Origin of the sequence: Caulobacter sp. DWR1-3-2b1, assembly GCF_049895765.1 — a bacterium.
GTDB lineage: Bacteria > Pseudomonadota > Alphaproteobacteria > Caulobacterales > Caulobacteraceae > Caulobacter.
This window is the reverse complement of record NZ_JAFCSZ010000021.1, coordinates 56,852-71,918: the sequence shown is the minus strand read 5'-3', so window position 1 is coordinate 71,918 and position 15,067 is coordinate 56,852. Positions and strand designations below refer to the sequence as shown.

19 protein-coding genes and 1 pseudogene are annotated in these 15,067 nt (G+C 67.3%); all 20 read left to right on the top strand.

Features of this window, described 5'->3' with window-relative positions; all coding sequences use genetic code 11:
• Positions 1 to 119: pseudogene (locus ACP69S_RS16610) on the top strand (IS481 family transposase); the annotation flags it as partial.
• Positions 120 to 731: 612 nt separating this feature from the next.
• Positions 732 to 977, top strand: a complete 246-nt coding sequence (locus tag ACP69S_RS16605; protein WP_425999087.1) for a flagellar biosynthetic protein FliQ — start codon at positions 732 to 734, stop codon at positions 975 to 977.
• Between the two features lie 23 nt (positions 978 to 1,000).
• Positions 1,001 to 1,735: a flagellar biosynthetic protein FliR gene (locus ACP69S_RS16600; protein WP_425999085.1), complete on the top strand. Its 735-nt coding sequence runs from the start codon at positions 1,001 to 1,003 to the stop codon at positions 1,733 to 1,735.
• Complete coding sequence (locus tag ACP69S_RS16595; RefSeq protein ID WP_425999084.1) at positions 1,732 to 2,817, top strand: EscU/YscU/HrcU family type III secretion system export apparatus switch protein; 1,086 nt, start codon at positions 1,732 to 1,734, stop codon at positions 2,815 to 2,817. The genes ACP69S_RS16600 and ACP69S_RS16595 overlap by 4 nt, the downstream gene beginning before the upstream one ends.
• Entirely contained in the window at positions 2,810 to 4,843 is a 2,034-nt protein-coding gene (locus ACP69S_RS16590) for a flagellar biosynthesis protein FlhA (RefSeq protein ID WP_425999082.1), read from the top strand. The genes ACP69S_RS16595 and ACP69S_RS16590 overlap by 8 nt, the downstream gene beginning before the upstream one ends.
• Positions 4,844 to 4,942: 99 nt before the next feature.
• On the top strand, positions 4,943 to 5,647 hold the full coding sequence (locus tag ACP69S_RS16585; protein ID WP_425999080.1) for a flagellar hook-basal body protein: 705 nt from the start codon (positions 4,943 to 4,945) through the stop codon (positions 5,645 to 5,647).
• 13 nt (positions 5,648 to 5,660) lie between these two features.
• The gene (locus ACP69S_RS16580; protein ID WP_425999078.1) at positions 5,661 to 6,395 is read left to right on the top strand and encodes a flagellar hook-basal body protein; all 735 of its coding nucleotides are present in this window, start codon (positions 5,661 to 5,663) and stop codon (positions 6,393 to 6,395) included.
• 31 nt (positions 6,396 to 6,426) lie between these two features.
• Positions 6,427 to 6,819 (top strand): hypothetical protein, encoded by a 393-nt coding sequence (locus ACP69S_RS16575; protein ID WP_425999076.1) that lies wholly within the window; start codon positions 6,427 to 6,429, stop codon positions 6,817 to 6,819.
• Positions 6,816 to 7,394, top strand: coding sequence for a flagellar basal body L-ring protein FlgH (locus ACP69S_RS16570; RefSeq protein ID WP_425999074.1), 579 nt, complete (start codon positions 6,816 to 6,818; stop codon positions 7,392 to 7,394). Before ACP69S_RS16575 ends, ACP69S_RS16570 begins: the two co-directional genes overlap by 4 nt.
• Entirely contained in the window at positions 7,394 to 8,506 is a 1,113-nt protein-coding gene (locus ACP69S_RS16565; protein ID WP_425999072.1) for a flagellar basal body P-ring protein FlgI, read from the top strand. Before ACP69S_RS16570 ends, ACP69S_RS16565 begins: the two co-directional genes overlap by 1 nt.
• A gap of 8 nt (positions 8,507 to 8,514) precedes the next feature.
• Entirely contained in the window at positions 8,515 to 8,853 is a 339-nt protein-coding gene (locus ACP69S_RS16560) for a flagellar basal body rod protein FlgB (protein WP_425999070.1), read from the top strand.
• Positions 8,854 to 8,855: 2 nt separating this feature from the next.
• Positions 8,856 to 9,281 carry a flagellar basal body rod protein FlgC gene (locus tag ACP69S_RS16555; protein WP_425999068.1) on the top strand — a complete coding sequence of 142 codons (426 nt, stop codon included), beginning with the start codon at positions 8,856 to 8,858 and terminating at the stop codon, positions 9,279 to 9,281.
• A complete protein-coding gene (fliE, locus tag ACP69S_RS16550; RefSeq protein ID WP_425999065.1) occupies positions 9,278 to 9,607 on the top strand; it encodes a flagellar hook-basal body complex protein FliE in 330 nt (109 codons plus the stop codon). Before ACP69S_RS16555 ends, fliE begins: the two co-directional genes overlap by 4 nt.
• A 13-nt stretch (positions 9,608 to 9,620) precedes the next feature.
• The gene (fliF, locus tag ACP69S_RS16545; RefSeq protein ID WP_425999063.1) at positions 9,621 to 10,835 is read left to right on the top strand and encodes a flagellar basal-body MS-ring/collar protein FliF; all 1,215 of its coding nucleotides are present in this window, start codon (positions 9,621 to 9,623) and stop codon (positions 10,833 to 10,835) included.
• A complete protein-coding gene (locus ACP69S_RS16540) occupies positions 10,822 to 11,280 on the top strand; it encodes a hypothetical protein (RefSeq protein ID WP_425999061.1) in 459 nt (152 codons plus the stop codon). Before fliF ends, ACP69S_RS16540 begins: the two co-directional genes overlap by 14 nt.
• On the top strand, positions 11,277 to 11,969 hold the full coding sequence (locus ACP69S_RS16535) for a hypothetical protein (RefSeq protein WP_425999060.1): 693 nt from the start codon (positions 11,277 to 11,279) through the stop codon (positions 11,967 to 11,969). Before ACP69S_RS16540 ends, ACP69S_RS16535 begins: the two co-directional genes overlap by 4 nt.
• Positions 11,966 to 13,300: a FliI/YscN family ATPase gene (locus ACP69S_RS16530; protein WP_425999058.1), complete on the top strand. Its 1,335-nt coding sequence runs from the start codon at positions 11,966 to 11,968 to the stop codon at positions 13,298 to 13,300. The genes ACP69S_RS16535 and ACP69S_RS16530 overlap by 4 nt, the downstream gene beginning before the upstream one ends.
• A complete protein-coding gene (locus ACP69S_RS16525) occupies positions 13,293 to 13,742 on the top strand; it encodes a hypothetical protein (RefSeq protein WP_425999056.1) in 450 nt (149 codons plus the stop codon). The genes ACP69S_RS16530 and ACP69S_RS16525 overlap by 8 nt, the downstream gene beginning before the upstream one ends.
• Positions 13,739 to 14,659 carry a hypothetical protein gene (locus ACP69S_RS16520; RefSeq protein WP_425999054.1) on the top strand — a complete coding sequence of 307 codons (921 nt, stop codon included), beginning with the start codon at positions 13,739 to 13,741 and terminating at the stop codon, positions 14,657 to 14,659. The genes ACP69S_RS16525 and ACP69S_RS16520 overlap by 4 nt, the downstream gene beginning before the upstream one ends.
• Entirely contained in the window at positions 14,659 to 15,060 is a 402-nt protein-coding gene (locus ACP69S_RS16515; protein ID WP_425999053.1) for a flagellar hook assembly protein FlgD, read from the top strand. The genes ACP69S_RS16520 and ACP69S_RS16515 overlap by 1 nt, the downstream gene beginning before the upstream one ends.
• Positions 15,061 to 15,067 lie beyond the last annotated feature (7 nt).

The window sequence follows — 15,067 nt, the reverse complement described above, 5'->3', positions numbered from 1 at the left end:
GCCGTCTGAAGACCCTCAACGGCCTGACCCCATACGAATACATCTGCAAAATCTGGACAAAAGAGCCCGACAGATTCAACGTCGATCCAACCCATCAAAGTCCGGGACCAAACATCTAGGGGCACCTCATCGCCTTCGAATAGCCGCCGGACAACGGCGACGCTCCCTTCGCCAGGCCATTGATGGAGCCCCCTCCCAGCGCTCGCCTCTGTCTGGCCGACACCGCCTATGACGCCGACAAGTTGCGGCGCTTCCTCATCAACCGGGGAACCACCCCCCGTCATCCCCAACAATCCCACCCCAAGAACTCCAGCACTTCGATCCAGATGCCTACAAGCAGCGCAATCTGGTCGAACGAATGTTCTGCAGGCTTAAGGACTGTCGCCGCATCGCCACCCGATACGACAAACTCGCCGTTATCTTCGCCAGCGCCTCTTCGTAGCCGCCATCATCAATCGTGGGCTCAAAGAGTCTCAGGTCTAGAGCTCCGCGTGCTTGCATAGGGCGTCAGTGCAGGAGATCCGTGGTGCCAGGCGCGTCATTGAGGACTGCACGGCTTGGGCCGGACGGCCGCAGATCGAACTGGCCGAGCCCTGATCTTCGATTGCACTGAGGTTGTCCACAGCTTTGCGTAGCGCTGCAGCTTGCCGTTGACGCCGGGGTCGTGCGTTAACCCCAGCGCTAGTCACGCTGGGGGGCGGGTTTTGACTTCTGATAATGCGCTGGGGCTGATGAAGCAGCTCCTGTGGAACGTGCTGGTCGTCTCGACGCCCGTGCTTGCGGCTGCCTTGTTGATCGGCCTGCTGATCAGTGTGCTGCAGGTCGCAACACAGCTTCAGGAAATGACCCTCAGCTACGTGCCCAAGATGCTGGTCGTGGTGCTCGTGCTGATGGCCTTGGGGCCCTGGATGCTGCACCGCATCACCCAGTTCGCCATCCTGACCTTCAAGCTTATTCCTTCCCTAGGCTCACCATGACGCTGGGGGGACTTTCAGGTTGGTTGCTGGCGGTTCTGCTCCTGTCGCTACGGGTGACGCCGGTGTTTGCGCTTGCGCCGCCCTTCACCCTGACACGCACCCCGACCCTTTTTCGGGTGGTGTTTGGCATGGGGCTGTCGGCGACCCTGGTCTCGGCCTATCCCGCGACGCGCGAAGTGGCCGATCTCGTCCTCAGCGGCCTCGTCGCCGCCGCCGCTCGCGAACTGGTGCTTGGGGCCATGGTCGTCCTGACCTTCCAGATGATGTTCGCGGCCCTCTATGTCGCCGGACGCACCCTCGACATCCAGGCCGGATTTGGATTGTCGCTGCTGATCGATCCCACCACCCAAACCCAGGCGCCTCTGGCCGGAACGCTTTTTGCCTATGCGGCCGGGGCGGTGTTCTTCGCCATGGACGGTCATATCGAGCTTCTGCGCCTGCTGGGCGCCTCGTTGGAGGCCATCCCGCTGGGCTCGGCGGCGACCTTGCCATCGCTGGGCCGGATGGCCGCCTTTATCTCTGCGGTGTTCGCCACGGCCATGGGCGTGGCGGGCGGCGCAATCCTGTGTCTGTTTCTCGCCGATCTGGCCATTGCCCTGTTGTCACGAACTACCCCGCAACTGAACGTTCTGGTGCTGGGATTCCAGGTCAAGACGCTGCTGCTTTTCCTGGTTCTGCCGGGCGCTTTTGGCATGGCCGGGGCGCTCTTTGTCCGCCTGTCGCGCATCACGCTCGAAGCCTTGCCGGGGCTGCTATGAGCCAGGAGGGCGGAGAGCAGAACCCGTCGGAAGCCCCGACCCCGTTCAAACTGCAAAAGGCGCGCGAGCGCGGCTCGCTGGCGCGCGGAACCGATCTGGCCTTCTTCGCCGGTATTGGGACCTTCCTGCTCTATGCCTGGATGCAGGGCGACGAACTCATGGCCGCTCTGGCCAGGGCCTCGCGCGCCGCCCTTGTCGCCGCGCCGCAGATCATGGCGTCTGAGCGGGGATTGTTCGAGATCTGCGGCGCGCTCTTTCAGGCCGCGGCGCGACCGCTGACCATGATGCTGCTCGTCATCTTCCTGGTGGTGCTGGTCTTCGAGCTGGCCCAGAACCGGGGGCTGATCTTTACCGCCGCGCCGCTCAAGCCCGATTTCAGTCGCCTTAATCCGGCGACCGGCTTCAAGAAGATCTTTTCGGTTCGCATGCTGATCGAGACCGCCAAGTCCCTGCTCAAACTGGGCGTCTATGGCGGGCTGGCGGGCCTGGCGATCGTCGCGGCCATGGCGCAGGCGCCCCTGACGATCTCCAATGCCGAGCAACTGGCCGATGGCCTTTCGAGCGCGACGCTGAAGCTGGTGGCGATGTTCGTCCTGGCGGCTTTGGCCTTCGCTATTTTCGACCAGCTGATCGCCCGTCGCGACTTTTTTAAGAAGATGCGGATGAGCCGCCGCGAGGTCAAACGCGAGCACCGCGATCGCGAGGGCGACGCGCGTCTCAAGCAAAAGCGCAAGGAACTGCACAACGACTTCGCCAAATCCAGCCAGAGCTTGCGTGGACTGAAGGGCGCCGACGTCCTGATCGCCAATCCCACCCACTTCGCCGTGGCCTTGCGTTACCGGCCCGCCCAGATGGAGGCCCCGGTCATCGTCTCGCGCGGGTCCAACCGCTTTGCCCTGCGGCTCAAGCGTCTCGCGTTCATCCACGGCGTGGTCGTCGTCGAAAGTCCTGTCCTGGCCCGGGCCTTGTTCCGGTTCGACGTCGATAGCCCCGTGCCCGACGCCCTCTTCGCTCCGGTCGCCGAAATCTATCGCTCCCTGTCAGACCGCGGCGCGCTGCGGCGGATGAACGCCGATGCTTAAGTCCTTTTTTGGCAAGAACCAGGATCTGGCCCTGGTCGCCGTCCTGCTGTCGATTCTGCTGATCCTGTTTGCGCCGATCCCGCCGATGCTGCTGGATCTGTGCATCATCATAAATTTCGCCTTCGCCCTGACGATCCTGCTGCTGACGGTCTATGTCGACAAACCGGTGGCCTTCTCGACCTTCCCGTCGCTTCTTCTGGTCACCACCCTTTTTCGGCTGTCGCTCAATGTCGCCGCCACCCGCCTGATCCTGACCGAAGCCCATGCTGGCGAGGTCATCGGCTCGATCGGCGCCTTCGCGGTGCAGGGCAGTTTCGTGATTGGCCTAGTGGTGTTCTTCATCTTGGTCATCGTCCAGTACGTGGTCGTCACCTCGGGCGCCCAGCGGGTCTCCGAAGTGGCCGCCCGCTTCGTGCTCGACTCCGTTCCTGGCCAGCAGATGAGCATCGACGCCGATCTCAACATGGGCCTGATCGACCAGAACGAGGCCAAGCGCCGGCGCAAGGAACTGGAGAAGGAGGCGGCCTTCTACGGCGCGATGGACGGGGCCAGCAAGTTTGTAAAGGGCGACGCGGTGGCCGGCGTCATCATCCTTATGATCAATATCTTCGCCGGCTGGATCATCGGCATCGTCCAGATGCAAATGGACTGGATGACGGCCTTGCAGACCTTCAGTCTACTGACCATCGGTGACGGCATCGTCACGCAAGTCCCGGCCCTGGTCATCTCGGTGGCCACGGGCATCATCGTCACCCGTTCAGCCGCCGACCGCCAGCTGAGCACCGAGGTCTTCAGCCAGCTGTCTTCGATCGCCAAGATCCCGCTGATCGTGATGTTTGCGCTCGTGCTGCTGATGGCGCTGCCAGGCATGCCCAAATGGCCGATCGTCGTCCTATTGGGCATCTTCGTGGCCATCTGGCTGGGATCGCGCGGCAAGAAGGCCGAGACCCTGACCGGGGCGCCGCTCGACGCGGCCGGCGCCGAAGCAGGGCAGGAGGGCGAGGCGCGTGCGCCGGCGGCCATCGAAGTGTTGCTCGGTCATCAGCTCAGCGAAGCCTGGCGCGACCTAAAGCCGCTGCTCAGCGAGCGGATCGCCGCCTTGCGGACCCAGCAGGAGAAGACCAGCGGCTACGCTTTTCCAGCCGTGATGTTCCAGGATGGCGCGCATCTGGCGGGAGAGAATTACGAGATCACCCTGCACGGCGCGCGTCATGGTCACGGGGCCCTACACGCCGCCAGCATCCTGGCCCTGCGCACCGGCGGCGGGGCGGGCGTCCTGCCGGGGGTCGAGGTCCACGACCCGGCCTTTGGCCTGCCGGGCGTGTGGATCGAGGAGGGACTGCGCGACCAGGCCCAGGATCTTGGCTACACCCTGATTGATCCGATCACTGTGCTGATCACCCACCTGGGCGAGATCCTCAAGGGCGAAGCAGCCCTGCTGCTGTCCCGGGCGGAGGTGGTCGGGCTTCTGGAAGGCGTGCGCACCCGCCAACCGGGCCTGGTCGAGGAGCTGGTCCCGGCCATTATGAGCGTCTCTGACGTTCAGCGAGTGCTGCAGGCCCTGCTGGCCGAAGAGGCCCCGATCCGCAATATCGACCTGATCGCCGAAGCCCTGGTCGACCTGGGGCGCCATATCAAGGATCCGGCCGAGCTGACTGAACAGGTTCGCCAGCGCCTGGGCCATGGGATCTGCCATCAGCTGCGCGGCGCCCATGGCCAGCTCTCGGTGCTCAGTCTCAATCCGCGCATAGAAGGTCAGATCGCCGAGGCGGTTCGCCGGGCCGATGGCAAGAGCGGCTTCATCATCGATCCGCGCGTGGCCGAGCAGCTGATGCGGCGGCTGATCCCGCTCGTGGAGGCCATGACCCAGCAGAGGCTCGCGCCGGTTCTGCTGTGCGGCCCTGAGATCCGGCGCCACCTTCGCGCCTTCACCAGGCGGACCGTTCCCCGCCTCGCCATCATTTCTGTCAACGAGGTGCCCCATACCATCGATCTGCAGTCTTTCGGCGTCGTTAGCGCGGAATAATCTGATGACTCCCGCCAAGCCTTCGATATTGGAAGCAAACCAAAATTCATCCGAAATGAGACTTGAATTTTAGATTGGACACATGATAGCCATTCAATCATGGCGACACTTGTAGATATTGCCGGAAGCGTGTTGTCCCAGTCGACCCGCCGTGTCGAAATTTCTGCGCAGAATATCGCCAATGCGGCGACATCTGGGTATAAGCGGCGTGTTGCTTTCGAGCATCTTGTGACCAATGGTGTCGATGCGACCCAATACAATCGCAAAGTTGACAGTTCGGCTGATTTTTCGCTAGGTAAGTTTGTCGAGACGGGCAATGCTTTCGATCTTGCTATCGTCGGCGAAGGCTTTTTCGTGGTGCGCGGGCCAAGCGGGCCGGTGCTAACCCGTCAGGGACAGTTCGAGCGCGGCGCCGATGGCCGGCTGCTGACCCCGGCGGGCCTTGCCCTGCAGGCCGAAGGCGGCGGCGATGTCATTGCGCCGGACGGCGTGCTGACCTTGGGCGGCGACGGCGTGATCCTTGCCAATGGCGAGCCGGTTGATCGCCTGGCGGTTGTTCGAGTTGGAGATCTGGCCGCCCTGGCGCCGGTCGAGGGCGGCGGCTTCTCTGCCCCCGAAGCCGACATGCTTCAGATCGACAGGCCCGTTCTTCGCCAAGGCGCCTACGAGGCGTCCAATGTCTCCACCGGCCAGGAAATGGTGGCGATGATGGAGGCCCTGCGTCGCGCCGAGAGCGGCCAACGCCTGGTCACCGTCTATGACGATCTCATGGGGCGAGCCCTGACCACCTTCGGCCAAGTCTAGCGGGACGATCACCATGAACGGCGTCTTTCATATCGGGGCCACGGGTCTGCAATCCCAGCAGCGCGCGCTGGAGATCACCGCCAACAACATCGCCAACGTCAACACCCCCGCCTTCAAGCGCTCCGAAGTGCGTTTCGCCGAGTTGGTCGCGACCGACGGGCCGGCCTCCGCCCTGGGCGGGGTCGCCTTGGAGGGCCAGCGGCCGGTGTTTGCCCAAGGCGAGTTGAAGGCGACCGGCGAAGCGGCCCATCTGGCCATTCGTGGCGAAGGCTTTATCGAATTGATGGGGCCGGGCGGCCGCACCCTGCTCTGGCGGGGCGGGGTGATGCGTCTCAATGCCGACGGCCTGCTGGCGGCCGACAATGGCATGCCGCTCAAGGCGATGATCACCGCGCCGCTCGATGCCGGGTCGCTGCTGATCGACACCGGCGGCCAGGTGCGCGCCGAGAACGGCGACGGCCAGGACGTACTCGGGCGGATCGAGCTGGTGCGGCCCCGCGACATGGCGGGCCTGACCGCGATCGGCGAGGGACTTTATGCGATCGCCGACGAGACCCAGCTGAACGGCGCGACCCCGGGCGAGGACGGCGCGGGCGTTCTGGTGCAGGGCGCGCTGGAATCCTCCAACGTTCAACTGTCGGCCGAGATGATCGCCCTGCTCCTGACCCAGCGGGCCTATGCCGCCAACGCCCAGATCGTTCAGGCCGGCGACCAGCTGATGGCCATAGCCAACGGCTTGCGACGCTAGCATGGGGGTCGGGGGGCTTTTGTCTTTTCTGATGGCGTCGGGGGCCGCTCAAGGCGACGCCCAGACCTGTCTGCGGGTCGCCCGGCCGGTGGCTGCGGGCGTCCTGGCGCTCGACGGCGACTTCGAGGCGGCCGGCTGCCGGGGCGCCGAGCCGGCGCGGCGCGCTTTCCGGCGCGACCGCAGCCTTGGCTATGTGGTCGCGGCCCGCGACCTGACGCCGGGCGAGATCCTCGCTGCGCCGCCCTTGCGGCTGCTGGCCGCCTGGCGGCCGGGACAGTCCATCCGTTTGCGGGTCCGCGCCGGGCAGGTGACCCTTGAGCGGTCCGTGCAGGTGGTGCGTCCCGCCGCGCGCGGCGAGCCCGTGTTCGTTCGGGGCAACGATGGGGCAGTGTTTTCAGCCTCCGCCGCGATGGTGGCGCCATGACGGCGATGTCACGCGCCCTGGCGATCGCGGGCCTTGTTTTGAGTCTGACGGCGGGCTCCTGTTCGGCGGTTCAAGCTCGGCAGGCCCGGGACTGGACGGCTCTGACCGCTGATCGCGTGGCCACGCGGGTCGGCGACAGCCTGACGGTCATTGTCCAGGAAAACGCCTCGGCCGCCAATTCCGCCCAATCGGCGGCCCGCCGCAATGCCCAGCTGGGCGCGCAGGCGGCCAGGATTGGCCAGGCGCCTGACGGCGGTGATCTGGCCCTGCGCGGCCAATATCAGGGCGACGGCTCCAGTGGCCGTTCCGACCGGCTGGCCGCCCAGATCAGCGTCACCGTGATCGAGGTCCTCGCCAACGGCGACCTTCGGGTGGCTGGCGAGCAGATGATGCGGGTCAACGGCCAAAACACCCGGATCAGCGTTTCTGGCCGCGCAAGACCGGCTGACATCTCCGGCGGCAACACCATTTTATCGACCCGGCTGTCCGACGCCCGCATCGCCTATGACGGCGAGGGCATGGTCTCACGCTCGGCCCGGCCTGGCCTGGCGGCCCGACTGTTGAGCCTTTTCTGATGCGGCGTCTGGTTTGTCTCTTGGCCTGCGCGCTCCTGGCGCTGCCTGGGTCTGCGGCCCTGGCCGATACCGTGCGGGTCAAGGACCTGGGGCGCTTTCTCGGCTGGCGCGACAACGCCCTGGTCGGCTACGGGGTCGTCACGGGCCTGGCCGGCTCGGGGGACTCCCCGCGCAGTGAGGTCACCCAGCAGGCCTTGCGCAACGTTCTGGGACGCTTTGGCTCCAACGTCTCGCTTGACCAGGTTCGCAGCCGCAACGTCGCCGCCGTGATGATCATGGCCACTCTGCCGGCCTCGTCCCATGTCGGCGACCGCCTCGACGTCACCGTCACCTCTATCGGCGATGCGCGCAGCCTGCTGGGCGGCTCGCTGCTGATGACGCCGCTGATGGGCGCCGACCAGCAACCCTATGCCCTGGCCCAGGGACCACTGGTCGTGGGGGGCTATCGCTACGACGCCAATCGCAATGTTTCCCAGAAGAACCATCCGACCTCGGCCCTGGTGCCTGGCGGCGGCGTGATCGAGACCGCGGGTCCGGGCGCCGCCCTGGCCGGCGCCAAGGCGCTGACCTTCGTCCTCAACGACCCGGACGTCACCACGGCGGGCCGGATCGCCGATGCGGTCAATGCATCCATTGGCTATAGCGTCGCCTCGGTCGCGGACGCCAACGCGGTTCGCGTCGACCTGACCGCAGCGCGCCAAGACGTCTACCGGCTGATCGCCCGCATCGAGACCCTGGCGGTGCGACCCGACACCGCCGCCCGCGTGGTCGTCAACGAACGCTCCGGCACCATCGTCGCCGGCGGCGACATCCGCATCTCCAGCGTCGTGGTCTCGCAAGGCGACGTACGCGTGTCGGTCGTGGTCGAGAACGAGGCGTCTCAACCCGAGATCTTCGGTGGCCTAGCCCCTGACGCTCGCAGCCTGATCGTCAGCAACACCCGACTGTCGGTGGAAACCCGCGGCGATGTAACCCGCAGCTTTCCCAACTCCACCATTGCAGACCTCGTCGAGGGCCTGGCGGCCCTCAAGGTCGGGTCGCGCGACATGATCGGCGTCCTGCAAGCCCTCAAGGCCGCCGGCGCCCTCCACGCTGATATCATTGTTCAATAGGCCCGCCCATGGACGCTCTCTCCGCCGCAACCACCCTCAAGGCCCTCGATGGTCTGTCGCTGCGCGCCGAGGCCGCCGCTCGCAACATCGCCAACGCCCAGACGCCCAACTACCGGGCCGTGAGGGTCAGCTTCGAAGCGGCTCTGACGGCGGCTGCGGCCAAGGGCTCTGGCGCCGTGGATGCGGTGCAGCCGCGTGTGGTGCCAGCGCTCGACGGCCTGGCCGGCGAGGTGCGGCTGGATCAGGAAATGGCCACCGCCACCTCCACGGCACTGCGCTACGGCGCTCTGATCGACATACTCAGCCGGCGCTTGCAACTGCACAGCCTCGTCTCCGGAGGTCGCTAGTCATGCGCGCCATGGAAATCTCCCGCAGCGGCCTGGATGTCGAATGGCGTCGCCTGGAGGTCATCGCCCAGAACCTGGCCAACGCCGGCGCCACCCGCGGTTTGGATGGTGGGCCCTATAAGGCCATGCGCCTGATCTCCGGGACGCGGCCAAGTTTTTCGGATTTGGCCGCTGGCGCGCCAGCCGGTCCGCTTTCCGGCGTCTCAGTGGTCGGCCTTGAGCCCATCGAAGCCGCGCCGCGCCGCGTCCATGAACCGGGCCATCCTGACGCCGACGCGGGCGGGTTTGTCTCCTATCCCGGCTTCGACCACGCCGCCGAGATGACCCTGCTGGTCAAGACCGCCCGCGTCTACGAGGCCAACCTCGTGGCGCTCAATGTTGGTCGCCAGATCTATTCCAAGGCCCTGGACCTGGGGAAACGCTCATGACGATCGCCGCCATAGAAGGCGTTTCGGCCGCGTTGGGAGCGGGAGCCCTGGCGCCGCTCGGTCTGGATCCGGCCGCTACGGTCTCGCCGCGAACAGCTGCTCAGGGGCCAAGCTTCGCGCAAATGCTGCTGGGCGGGCTCGATAAGGTCAACAGTGACGTGCTGGCCGCGGATGCCGCGGCCCAGGCCTTCGCCCTGGACGACTCCATCCCGCTGCACCAGGTGACCTTCGCTCTGGAGCAGGCCCGTCTGTCGGTGGAACTGATGATGCAGGTTCGCGCCCGCCTGATGGAGGGATACCAGGAACTCCTGAGGATGCAGCTCTGATGGGGCCTGACCAATGACCCCTCGTGACTTGGTGGCCACGCCTGGCCGACAACTGGCCCTGGCGGCCGTCGGACTGGCGTTGATCCTCGCCGTTCTGACGAGCGTCTACTTCCTGTGGCTGCGTACGCCTTACGCGGTGCTGTTTACCGACCTGCGTCCCGCCGACGCCGCGACCATCGTCGCCGAGCTTGACAAGAAGAAGACACCCTATCGGCTGGCGGAGGAGAGCCGCACGATCCTGGTTCCGGGCAAACTGGCTGACACGACGCGTCTGTCGGTGATGACCCAAGAGCTGCCGCTCAAGGGCACGGTTGGGTTTGAGTTATTCAACAAGTCAGACATGGGCCTGACCGAGTTCGCCCAGCAGATCAATTACCGCCGGGCGCTGCAAGGCGAGTTGGCCCGCACCATCATGGCGCTGGCCGACGTTGAGACGGCGCGCGTCCACCTCTCCCTGGCTGAAAACTCGGTGTTTCGCGAGGATCGCCGACCCGCCAAGGCCTCGGTGACTCTGATCCCGCGAGCCGGCCACAGTTTTACACCGCGCACGATTCGCGGTGTCCAAAGCCTGGTGGCGGCGGCCGTTCAGGATTTGGCCGTGGCCAATGTGGTGGTGCTCGACGCCCAAGGCGCGGTGATCACCCTGGAAGGCGCCGAGCCCGTCCCGGTGGACGCCGCCGGAGCCCTGGAAGAGTCCTTCGCCCGGCCTATCAGGCTGGCCCTAGCCAGAGCCTTTCCGGCCCGCGATCTGGATGTGGCGGTCAGCGCGCCAGCCGGCGTCGAGCAATTGAGCGACTTGGCAGGGCCGCAGGCGGCCGAAGCGGATGCGACCCTGGTGCCGCCGCCGCGTCTCTATGGTCTGCTGGTCCGGGTGATGGTCCAGGGTGAGGTGACGCCAGAAGATCGCGCGCGCATCCAGCAACTGGCCATCGCCGCCGGCGGTCTCGATCCGGCACTGGGCGACGCTCTCACGGTGACAGCGTTGACGACCGCTGGTCCGGCCCCGGCCGGCGAGCGCGCCGTGTCGCTAGCCGCCGCGGCGACCGGACCGCCAGGCTGGGTCGTGTCGATCGGGCTCGCCGTCGTGTTGCTGGTTCTTTCTGCGCTCGCGTTCCTCCTGCATCGCCGCCGCCCCTTGCCGCGACCGATGAGCGAGGCCCAGCGCGCGCGATACGCCGCGCGCCTGAGCGACCTTCTGACTCAGGAGCCGCATCGTGCCGCGCCCTGATCCCGACATCGCCTTGCGCCGCCTGATCGCGAGTCTCGCTGCTCGCTCGCCTGAGGATATCGAGTCGGTGCTGAACGATCTTGCGCCGGAACACGCCGCCCGCGCCCGCAGCCTGCTTGACGACTATGGCCGTCTGGCCGCTCCGCCTAAGACCGAGCCGGCTGCTCCGTCGACTGGCCGGCGGGCGGCGGAGGCCGCCGCCAGTCCAGGGTTTGAGCCCGACCTTGAGGGCCTGTCGCCATGGCTGGCCGCTAGCGTCGCCGCGAGCCTCTCGATGAGCGACCATGCCGCTGAGGCCGGCGATGGCATGACCCCCCGCGCCCGCGAAGCCCTGGCCAATTGCGCGCGCCGCATCCTGCCGCGTCGCGTCGCGCCCAAGGTCGTTCCGCCGGCCGCGCCGTCCTGGCGACGGTGGCTGACCGCTTGGTCGGGTGAGCGGGCATGAGGGGCGGGCTGATCCGCTCGGCCGCGGCGGGCCAGGCGCGGGTGCGCGGCTTGCCGACCGCCACGCCGGCGCCGGCCGCGCCGCCGCCGCCCAGCGCCCTGGAGCTGGAGAACGCGGCGCTGCAGGGACGCATCGAGGACCTGCAAGAGGCGCTGGAGGCGGCTCGGGACGAGGCTACCGCCCATGAGTTGGCCTTGGCCAAGGCCGTCGCCGAGGCGCGGGACGAGGGGATCGTCGCCGGCCGCGGCCAAGCCGACGAGGGCCGCGAGGCGGCGCTCGACCTGCTGGCCGAGGGACTGGAGCGCGCGATTGCCGCCCAGAGCGCCAGGGTTGACACCCTAGAGGTTCTAGCCACCCAGGTGGCGCGATCAGGGCTCGAGCAGGTGCTTGGCCCCGGCGCGCCCCAGGCCCAATTGGTGAGCGCAATCATCGCCGAGCAGATCCGTCGTCTGGCGGGTGAGACCGTCGTGCGCATCGAGGTTTCGGCCCAGGACTTTCCCGATGCCCAGGCCCTGGCGGAACTGGCCGAAGGCCGCGGCGGGATCGACATCGTCGCCTTGGAGCGCTTGAGCGCCGGGGGCTGCCACCTGGGCCTGCGGCTTGGCGCCTTGGAGGTCGGGGCCGCCGATCAATGGAGCCATGTGCGTCGGGTCCTGGATGACTGGCTGGCGGAGGCGCAGACCCGATGAGCCTGTCTGTGCTCCTGGACCGTCTGGCCCGGACCGACACCGTCGCGCGGGTCGGGCGGGTGACCCGCATCCTGCCCACCTATATCCAAGCCGACGGTCCCGCCGTGGCGCGAGGCGCAATCTGCGCGATCCAGACGCGGTCCTCCCAAACCGGGATCGGCGAGATCCTGGCCCAGGTGGTCGGGGTTAACGCCGACTCGATCATCCTCGCCCCGTTTGAAACCGGGGCGGCGACCTTCCCAGGTGCCGTGGTCACCGCCCGCGGCCAGGCCGATCTGGCTCCGGTGGGCGACGCCTTCATGGGTCGGGCGGTGGACGCCTTTGGGCGGCCGCTCGACGGGGGCGGGCCGATCGCGACAGAGACGCGCGCGCGTCTGGGCGGCGAGCCGGGCGGGGCGCTCGAGCGCACCGCCTCGCGACTGCCGCTGGAGACCGGGGTGAGGGCGATCGACAGTCTCCTGACTCTTGGTCAGGGCCAGCGAGTCGGGGTTTTCGCCGCCGCGGGCGTGGGCAAGACCAGTTTGATGAACCAGCTGGCGCGCCAGGTTCAGGCTGACCGCTGCGTAATCTGCCTGGTCGGCGAGCGCGGCCGCGAGGTCGAGGCCTTGTGGAGTCGCGGCCTGTCCAAGGAGGCCAAGGCCCGCACCGTTCTGGTCGCGGCGACGTCCGACGAGGCCGCGGCCATGCGGGTGCGGGCGGGCGACTACGCCTTGGCCCTGGCCGACCACTGGCGCCGCCAGGGCCATCACGTGCTCTTCCTGCTGGACTCGGCCACGCGCCTGGCCATGGCCCTGCGCGAGACGGGCCTGGCGGCCGGCGAGCCGCCGACCGTGCGGGCCTATACGCCAGGTGTCTTCGCCGCCATTCCACGCCTGGTGGAGGGCTGCGGGGCCCTGGCGTCAGGCGGGGCGATCACGGCGGTGATGACCGTGCTGGCCGAAAGCGACGAGGTCGACGATCCGATCTCCGAGATGATGAAATCTCTGCTCGACGGCCATATCCTGCTGTCGCGGAAACTGGCCGAGCAGGGTCATTTTCCTGCGATTGACGTTCCGCGCAGTATCAGCCGGCTGTCAGGAGGGCTGGTCGCGGCGGACCGAAGGGCGGATGTCGAGCGCGCCCTGGCCTTGCTCAGCGTCTTTGAGCACTCGCGCACCCTGATCGAAACCGGCGTCTATGCCCGCGGGGCCAGTCCGCAGATCGACGAAGCGATCGACGCCCGCCCGGCCCTGAACGCCTTCCTGCGACAGGCCACCGACGAGCACGTGGCGCCCGCTGAGGGGTTTTCGGCCCTGTCTCGGGCGCTTGGGGGGAGCCGCGCCGATGGGTGACCAAGAGAAACTCAGGACCATGCGGCGCGTGGTCGAGACCCGCGACCTGCGCAAGCGTTCGGCCGAGGCGCGCGAGGCGCGCGAAGCGGCCGCCCTGGCTGATCTTCGCGCGCGGGGCGAGAATGACGCAGAGCGTCTGGCCCAGACCCAGGCCCGATGGGAGGCCTGTATTGCTCAGCCGGTTCTGGATCCGGCCTTCGCCGGGTACTGGACGGAGGCGACGCTGCGCGAGGAGACAGTCTTGCGCCGCACCGAGACGGAAATCCTCCTGGCGCGCCGCGACCACGAGGCCGCCGACGCCGCCCTGCGCCTGGCCAGTGCGCATCGCGAGGCTGCCGGCCAACTGCTCGGCGTCGTCCGTCGATCGACGGCGCGGCGCCAAGAGGAGGCCCTTCTGGCCGAGACCAGCGACCGCACCGCCCAAACTTGGAGGCGTCCATGAAGATCGACGCCAGCCCCCTGACCCCTAAACCCCGCGACCTCAAGCCGACCGCGGCTGAGGCCGGCGGACAGCGCAAGGTCTTCCGTGACCTGATGGTTGGCGGGGCGCGAAAGGCCCTTGCTTCCCCGCCTGCGGCCCCCAGGAATACGGCGGGCTCCGCCCACCGTCTGTCCCCGGCGCCCAACCGGATCGAGCAGGCTGAGCCTGCCGCGACACCGGCGACGGACGCAGGTGAGACCGCGAGCCTGGCCGAGGCGCCGGCGGGCCCCCTGGCGGAGAACCCGGTCTCGACCGACCAGGCCACATCCTGGCGCGCCTTCGGCTTTGGCGAATTGGGATTGTTTGGCCTGGCGCGCGATATCAAAGGCCAGTCGACCGCGCCGGGTCAGGCGGCGGTTAGCCTCCAGACGGCGGATACGATCGCTTGGACCGCGACCGGAGCTCTGGCCGATCGCGCCGCCGAAGGCGCTGCCGCCGTGGTTTCGGCCAAGGCGTCCGAGCCCATGGGCCTGACGGCCATGCCCAAGTCCCCCACCGCTCCGGCCAAGGGTTCGGGCGCAACGCAGTCTGCGGCGAGCGCTCTGGTGTTCGGAGGCGAGGTGGTCGACGAGACCGGCCAGACTGCCGGCCCGGAATTTGAGGCCGCTCCGGCCCGGCCCGACGCTCAGGCGGCGCTTCGCGCCACACTGGCGCGTTTGACCGACCAAGGCCAACCCGGCCTGACCTTGCGCCTGACCGAACAGGACGGGCGCGTTCGCGCCAGCCTGGGCGGGGCCGAGCTCTCGGAGATCGAAGCCCGCCGTCTGCGCGAGGCTTTCGAGGCGACCGCGGCTGAATTTGGCCTAGCCCTGTCGGACTTGATCCTGAACGGCGCGCGTGTCGCGCCGGGTCCATCCCCCCTCATCGGAGAAGCTTGATGGCGATCGCCCCTATCAGCGCCGCACAGACGACGCCGCAGAGCGCCTTTGGCCTGGATTTCCAGTCGCTGCTGCAGATCATTCTGACCCAGCTGACCTATCAGGACCCGCTCAAGCCGATGGACAACTTCCAGTTTGTCTCGCAGCTGGCGCAATTTTCCCAACTTCAGCAGAGCCAGTCCTTGAATGATCAGGTGACGACCCTGCTGACCGCCCAGGCGGCGACCCAGGCCACCAGCCTGCTCGGGCGCAATGTCGACGTGCTGCAAGGCTCGACGACCCTGGCCGGCGTCGTCCAGGCCGTCACCTTCGCGAGCGACGGGCCCAAGGTCACCATCAAGACGGCGAGCGGCGACACCATCGCCAACCTCTCGCTGGGCAGCGTCACACAGGTTCGTTGAGGAGCAA